This is a genomic window from Pseudomonas mangrovi (assembly GCF_003052585.1).
In the GTDB taxonomy this organism is placed as follows: Bacteria; Pseudomonadota; Gammaproteobacteria; order Pseudomonadales; family Pseudomonadaceae; genus Aquipseudomonas; species Aquipseudomonas mangrovi.
The window spans coordinates 1-6,860 of the sequence record NZ_QASN01000010.1; the positions used below are offsets into that span (position 1 = coordinate 1).

The window sequence follows — 6,860 nt, forward strand, 5'->3', positions numbered from 1 at the left end:
ACCTTCGCCAACGAGATCGGCAACATCGCCAAGGCCGCCGGCGTCGACGGCCGCGAGGTAATGGAAGTGGTGTGCATGGACAACAAGCTCAACCTGTCCAAGTACTACATGCGCCCGGGCTTCGCCTTCGGCGGCTCCTGCCTGCCCAAGGACGTGCGCGCCCTCTCCTACCGCGCCAGCCAGTGGGACATCGAGTCGCCGCTGATCAGCTCGCTGATGCGCTCCAACTCGGTCCAGGTGCAGAACGCCTTCGACCTGATCGCCCAGCACGGCAGCCGCAAGGTTGCCCTGCTCGGTCTGGCGTTCAAGGCCGGCACCGACGATCTGCGTGAAAGCCCGCTGGTGGAGCTGGCCGAGATGCTGATCGGCAAGGGCTTCGAGCTGTCGATCTTCGACAGCAACGTCGAGTACGCCCGCGTGCTGGGTGCCAACAAGGAATACATCGAGTCGAAGATCCCGCACGTGTCCTCGCTGCTCAAGTCCGATCTGGACGAGGTGGTACAGAGCGCCGACATCGTCGTTCTGGGCAATGGCGACTCGCGTTTCCGCGCCTACGCCGAGCAGGTTCCGGCCGGCAAGCAGGTGATCGATCTGGTCGGCTTCATGAGCGGCAAGACCGCCGCCGGCGCAGAAGGCATCTGCTGGTAACCACGGCACCGCACAGGGAGAAAAGGCACATGGACAGGCTAACGATGACGGACCCGACGGCACGCTTGATGCGCTCTGTCGGCGCACCGCACGCATGGATGCGATCTCCCCCCTGAGCGGTCAACCGACGCGGCACGCAACGTCGGTATGCCCGCTCCCAGGCGTACCGACAAGGACCCATCCCCGAATGAACCGATTTCCGCTCCCCGCGGAAATCGCCGCGGAGAAGGAAGGAAACGCCAGACATGGTTTCACAGAGCCTCGACGCCCATACAGGGCAACAGCAAGGGCGCAGCTGGAGAAAGTTCTTCGGCTGGGCACTGCTGTTCGCCCTGATCGGGCTGCTAAGCAACCTGGTCGACCCCTCGCTGCTCGACCCGGCCCACAAGAACTTCATCCTGCTGATCGGTACCGTCGGCCTGTGGCGTTACGGCAATGCTGTGATGCACTACGTGCGCGGCATGTACTTCCTGCACTGGAAGTTTCCGCGCATCCGCCGCAAGGTCGACGCCATGGGCGAGGCCGCGCTGCCCTCGCACATGTACATGGTGGTGACCAGCTTCCGCATCCCGACCCACACCACCTTCAAGGTCTACCAGTCGGTATTCCAGGAAGTGCAACGCATGCCGGTGCCCTGCACCGTTATCGTTTCCATCGTCGAGAAGGCCGACGAGCGCTTCATCAAGGAGATCATGCAGCGCGAGGTGCGTGATCGCGACGACATCAAGCTGGTCGTCGTGCGCGCCCGCGGTACCGGCAAGCGCGACGGTCTGGCGCATGCCTTCCGCGCACTGTCCCGGCAGATGCCTGGCGACGACGCGGTAGTCGGCGTGGTCGATGGCGACACCATGCTGCTGCCGCATTGCGTGGAACGCGCGGTCAAGCTGTTCGCCTACCTGCCCAGCGTCGGCGGCATCACCACCAACGAGTTCTGCGAGGTGGAAGGCAGCAGCCTGGTCAAGGAGTGGCACACCATGCGCTTCGTCCAGCGGCACATCAACATGTGCTCGATGGCGCTGAGCAAGCGGGTGATGACCATGACCGGCCGCCTGTCGTTCTTCCGCGCCAGCATCATGACCGACCCCGCGTTCATCCGCGACGTGGAGGCCGACTTCCTCCAGCACTGGCGCCTAGGCCGCTTCCAGTTCCTCACCGGGGACGACAAGTCCTCCTGGTTCAGCCTGATGCGCGCCGGCTGGGACACCTTCTACGTCCCGGACAGCAACACCCTCACGGTGGAGCATCCGCCAGACAGCAACTTCTTCCGCGCCACCCGCCAGCTGATGTTCCGCTGGTACGGCAACTCGCTACGCCAGAACTTCCGTGCGACCAAACTGCTCGGCTTGCGCCGTCTGGGCTTCTTCACCATGTACGTGCTCTACGACCAGCGCCTGTCGATGTGGACCTGCATGTTCGGTCTCACCGCCTCGGTAGTCGCCGGGCTGTTCTTCGGCATCCAGTACCTCTGGGCGTACGTGTTCTGGGTGCTGATCTCGCGAACGATAGTCACGCTGATGTTCCTAGCAGCCCAGCACCCGGTCGATCCGGTCTACCCGTTCGTTCTCTATTACAACCAGATCGTTGGTTCGGTGATGAAGATCTACGCCATGTTCCATCTCGACCAGCAGAGCTGGACCCGCCAGAAAACCACTCTGGCGAATGGCAATGCGGCCTTCGATACCCGGCTCAACAAGTGGTCCTCGAAAGCCATGCTGGTGTCCTCCATCGCGATCTTCTTCAGCGCAATCAACCTGCTGCTGCAGCTAACCCAACCCTAACCAAGGCGGAAATTTCCATGACCAGTGCAACCGTCCTACCCGGGAACGCAAACGTCGTCCACGAGGCTGTCGACGAACGCCAGTTCGTGCGTACCAAGATTCCCGCCCGCGTCACCCTCAGCGCCAACAACTCCTCCCTGGAGTGCGAGCTGCAGGATATTTCGCTGGGCGGCCTGGGCATTCTCTGCGACCGTCAGTTGCCGGTCGGCGGCCTGTTCAATGCAGCCGTGCACATGAATCTGAACGGCGTCGACCTGACCATCGACAGCAAGATCAAGGTGCTCTCGCAACGCGGCCGCGAAGTCGGTGCCGAGTTCGTCGAACTCGACCCGAAGAAGCGCGACATCCTGCGCTACCTGATGTCCGCCTACATGTCCGGCGAGATCGCCGACATCAACGGCCTGTTCAACGTGATGCAGCGTGAGAACTACATCAAGGCACGCAAGAAGGGCGTCAACCAGGAACGCGGCGCCATGCAGCGCATGAAAGCCGCCGGCGGCACTCTCGCCTGGATGATCCTGGGGCTCGCCGCCGCCGCCTTCGTCGTCTACAAGACCCACCAGATGCTGTTCCGCATCCCCGCGGCACAGGCAATGGTTTCGGCCGACAGCTATCGCGTGAGCATGCCCGACAACGGCTACGTCAAGTACACCCTGACCCCGGAGCAGACCGAAGTGAAGGCCGGCGACCCGATCGCCACCGTCTCCACCCAGCTCGCCTCCACGCTGAACACGCCTGCCGATGTCGGCGCGCTGGCCAACCTGTCCCAGGCTGACCTTCAGGTAGTGCTCGGCCGCTCGCTGATCGAGACGGTGATCGCCAGTCCCTGCGACTGCTTCCTGTTCTTCCCCGAGAAGCGCCTGGACGCCTACGCCTACAAGGAACAGCCGCTGGTTCACTTGATTCCGAAGAACGAGGACCTGCACATCAAGGCCAGCTTCCCGTTCGGCACCATCGAGGATCTGGGCAACATCTCCTCGGTCAAGCTGAGCGTCTACGGCGTTGGCGAGAGCATCAAGGGCGAGATCGTCCGTTCCTCCGTGGACGAAGTGAATCGCATGCTGGTGCTGACCATCCGTCCTGAGCGTCAGCTGCCGCTGGAGTCCTACAACAAACCGGCATCGGTCGAGCTGTACCGTGGGCTGCCGTTCGGCCTGTCGTCCGGCGTGAGTCTGTGAGGGTCTGGCCGATGCTAGGAAACCGACCCACCCGCTCGCTGCTCGCCGTAGCCGTGCTCTGCGCCGGTCTGCAGGCGCTCCCGGCGCACGCCGGGCGCAGCCTGGAGCAGATCCGTTACGAGCTGTACAAGGACCCCTCGGCGAATGTCGAGGCCGATCTGCGCCCGCTGGCCGAGCGCGGCGACCTGGAGTCCAAACGCCTGCTGGCCGACGTGCTCAGTGGTTCCGGTGTCGGCGCGAAAATGGCCGAAGCCGTGCAGCTGTACAAGGAAGCCTTTGCCAACGGCCGCGGTGACGTTCTCGCGCTGGCCGGTCTGGCGCGGCAGCTGGAGCGCAATCGCCGCCTGCGCGTACAGCAGCGCGACTATTTCCGCGATGCGCTGGGGCGCTACCAGCACGGTTACGACGTGCGCAGCGTCACCACCACTCTGGAAGTCTCGCTGGCCTATCCGGAGTTCTTCCGCGAAGGCGAGATCGAACGGCTGATCACGCTCTATCAGCGCAGCTGTCTGTATGAGTGCTACCCGGACATCTATCGCGCCAGCATCGCCGAGCACCGCGGCGACCTCGCGGCGGCGGAGGCGCTCTACATCAAGGCCATGCGTGACGACCCTCGCGCGGTCGAGCGCTACTACGAAATGCTCGGCGACGACCGCGACCAGCGCTTCACCGCCTTCGCCGAAAGCCAGATGGGCAACATGGACGACTTCCACCCGGAAAGCGCCCAGCGCATCGGCTCCACCCTCAACGGCATGTGGATCGAAGAGATCCCCGAGACCGAAGAGGAACTGGACCTCGAAGGTCAGGACATCGCCGAAGAAGGCGGCGCCCCGCCGAAACGGTCGGAGCAGCTCGGCCCGCCGCGGGTGAAGCGTCAGGAAAACCCCAACGTGGTCGCCTGGCTGGACAACGCCATCGCCCGTGGTTCGGTTTCCGCGATGGTCGCCAAGGTCAACTACATGAGCCTGCAATCGAAGTCCTACAGCGCCGAAAGCGCCTTCGAGCTGATCGAGAAAGTCGAGGAATCCCAGCCGCTGCAGGGCAAGTCGCTGCGCGCCTCGATCCTCATGGTGCCGGGCTGGCGCACCCTCGATCCACTGGAGTCGCAGCGTCTGTCGCAGGAGCTGATCGATGCCGGTTACGACCGCGCCTGGCTGACCATGGGCGACCTCTACAACCGCGGTGGACTCGACGAAGCCGACCAGCAGAAGTCGCTGGAAATCTACACGCGCATGGCCGAGAACGGCTCCGCACCGGCCTTCTACCGGATGGCCAACCTCTACGCCCGCGGCCGCGCGATCTGCCATGACAAGGTCAAGGCATACAGCTACGGCGTGGTCGCCTACGAGCTGGGCACCGCCCGCGCCCGCGGCTTCCTGCAGATGCTCGAAAAAGAAATGGACCCAGCAGACGTCCAGCGTGCCAGAGCCACTGGTGAAGAAATCCTGAAGGGAATGAATCTATGAAGCGGACCCCACGACAGCATCGCGGCCTCGCCCTGCTGCCCTTGAGCGTGGCACTTGCGCTCGCCTGGCCTCTGGCCCATGCCGATGACGAAGAACCGGACGCCGTGGAGAGCGACGTTCAGGTAGAAGCCCCCGTGTACGCCCCGGGTGAAGAACCGATCACCAGCGAGATCTTCCACAAGTTCACCGTCGAAGGCGGCTATGGCCCGGAAGGCTCGCGCCTGGGCGAGGACGGCAGCAGCTTCTACAACCTGCGCTACGAGCCGTCTTTCGCCTGGTACTCGCCGGAGAAGCGCTGGGCCAAGTGGCAGGTGTTCGGCCGGGCCATGCTCAACTACAGCTCGGACGAGAACACCACCGGCCTGCAAGAGGATGACGAGCGTCAGGTCGAGGGCTTCAGCTCCGAGCTGCGCGAATTCTACGTACGCCGCAACCTGCTCTGGGACGATCCGCGCTTCGCCGTATCGGTCGGTCGTCAGCGCTACTACGACCGTTTCGGCATCTGGTGGGACGACAGCATCGAGTCGGTACGTTTCGACTACAACGACACCTTCGCCAGCGGCTTCGTCGCCGTCGGCCAGAAGTTCTACTACTACAACAGCGACGAGAACTCGCTCGACCCGCGCGAAGAGGACATCACCTTCGCCATGGGCGAGTACGCCTACCGACTGGACGGCAAGAACTGGATCGGTATCCGCACCCAGCTGCAGAACGACCACTCGGACAATGACCCGGAAGACACCGAGGACTTCCGCGGCGTACGCCTCGGTCTGTTTGCTCGTGGCGACCAGATCGACAGTCCTTTCCTGAGCGACTACCACCTGGAACTGGCGACGCTCGCCGGGCGCATCGAAACCCCGGATACCTTCGACAACTTCGGTCGGGTGCGTCAGGGCGACAGCGAGAATACTCGAGGCTGGGCGCTGCTCGGCGAGGTCGGCAAGAGCTTCCCGGAGATGACCTGGTCGCCGCGCTTCTCGCTACGCGCAGGGATCACCGACAAGCCGGACGACGAGTTCGACGGCTTTCGTCTCAACTCGCTGCAGTCCGATCGCATCAACAACCCGGAAACCTACAGCGCCGGCGCTGTTGGCTCCTTCGTCCGCCTGAACATGCGCAACCTGATGTTCTACGGCCTCGGCCTGGAAACCCGCCCGCATGATCGCGGCCACCTCGATCTGCGTGTATCGGACATCTACCAGCGCAACAAGGAGCTGGGTGCCATGAGCAACCAGGACTTCGCCCTGCGCGGCGTAGGTACTCGTCGGGCGACCGCCGATCGCGGTGTCGGCCAGGTTTTCGACGTCACCTACTTCTGGGAAATGTTCCCAGTGGCCCACTCGGGTCGCTACCTCAACATGCACCTGCTGGTTAACGCCGGCTACTTCAACGCAGGGGATGCGATGAAGGAAGTGGGAGATGACTCTCAGGTGTCTGTCGGGGTCGTGGTTCGCTACTGAGCGACGGATTGCCAGCATGATCTTCACTTCCAACGTCTTCCTGTTCCTGTTCCTGCCGGTGTTCCTGCTGGTGTACTACGCGGCCCGGCCCGCGTGGCGCTCGCTGGTCATCGTCGCCGGCAGCTACATGTTCTATGCCTGGTGGCGGCCGGATTTCCTCCTGCTGTTCGTCGGCATTTCCATGTGGAACTACTGGTTCGGGATGCGCATCAAGGCCTGCCTCGATGCCGACCGGAAGAAGACCGCCTTTCGCTGGCTGATCATCGGGGTGGCCGGCAACCTGGCCACCCTGGGCTACTTCAAGTACGCCAACTTCGGCGCCGAGGTGTT

5 protein-coding genes and 1 pseudogene are annotated in these 6,860 nt (G+C 63.3%); all 6 read left to right on the plus strand.

What is annotated here, in order from left to right; genetic code table 11:
* On the plus strand, positions 1 to 648 hold a 648-nt coding region (locus DBO85_RS06030), incomplete at its 5' end, for a UDP binding domain-containing protein (RefSeq protein ID WP_146168168.1).
* Positions 649 to 893: 245 nt separating this feature from the next.
* Entirely contained in the window at positions 894 to 2,426 is a 1,533-nt protein-coding gene (locus DBO85_RS06035) for a glycosyltransferase family 2 protein (protein ID WP_108106271.1), read from the plus strand.
* 17 nt (positions 2,427 to 2,443) lie between these two features.
* On the plus strand, positions 2,444 to 3,604 hold the full coding sequence (locus DBO85_RS06040; RefSeq protein ID WP_108106273.1) for a PilZ domain-containing protein: 1,161 nt from the start codon (positions 2,444 to 2,446) through the stop codon (positions 3,602 to 3,604).
* Between the two features lie 11 nt (positions 3,605 to 3,615).
* Positions 3,616 to 5,070 carry an SEL1-like repeat protein gene (locus DBO85_RS06045; protein WP_146168169.1) on the plus strand — a complete coding sequence of 485 codons (1,455 nt, stop codon included), beginning with the start codon at positions 3,616 to 3,618 and terminating at the stop codon, positions 5,068 to 5,070.
* The gene (locus DBO85_RS06050) at positions 5,067 to 6,530 is read left to right on the plus strand and encodes an alginate export family protein (RefSeq protein ID WP_108106277.1); all 1,464 of its coding nucleotides are present in this window, start codon (positions 5,067 to 5,069) and stop codon (positions 6,528 to 6,530) included. The genes DBO85_RS06045 and DBO85_RS06050 overlap by 4 nt, the downstream gene beginning before the upstream one ends.
* Before the next feature lie 16 nt (positions 6,531 to 6,546).
* A pseudogene (locus DBO85_RS06055) lies at positions 6,547 to 6,860 on the plus strand (MBOAT family O-acyltransferase); the annotation flags it as partial.

What these genes read in the sequence shown, in the direction of transcription:
- DBO85_RS06035 (WP_108106271.1), top strand. Translation starts at nt 894, where the DNA reads ATGGTTTCACAGAGCCTCGACGCCCATACAGGGCAACAGCAAGGGCGC.
- DBO85_RS06040 (WP_108106273.1), top strand. Translation starts at nt 2,444, where the DNA reads ATGACCAGTGCAACCGTCCTACCCGGGAACGCAAACGTCGTCCACGAG.
- DBO85_RS06045 (WP_146168169.1), top strand. Translation starts at nt 3,616, where the DNA reads ATGCTAGGAAACCGACCCACCCGCTCGCTGCTCGCCGTAGCCGTGCTC.
- DBO85_RS06050 (WP_108106277.1), top strand. Translation starts at nt 5,067, where the DNA reads ATGAAGCGGACCCCACGACAGCATCGCGGCCTCGCCCTGCTGCCCTTG.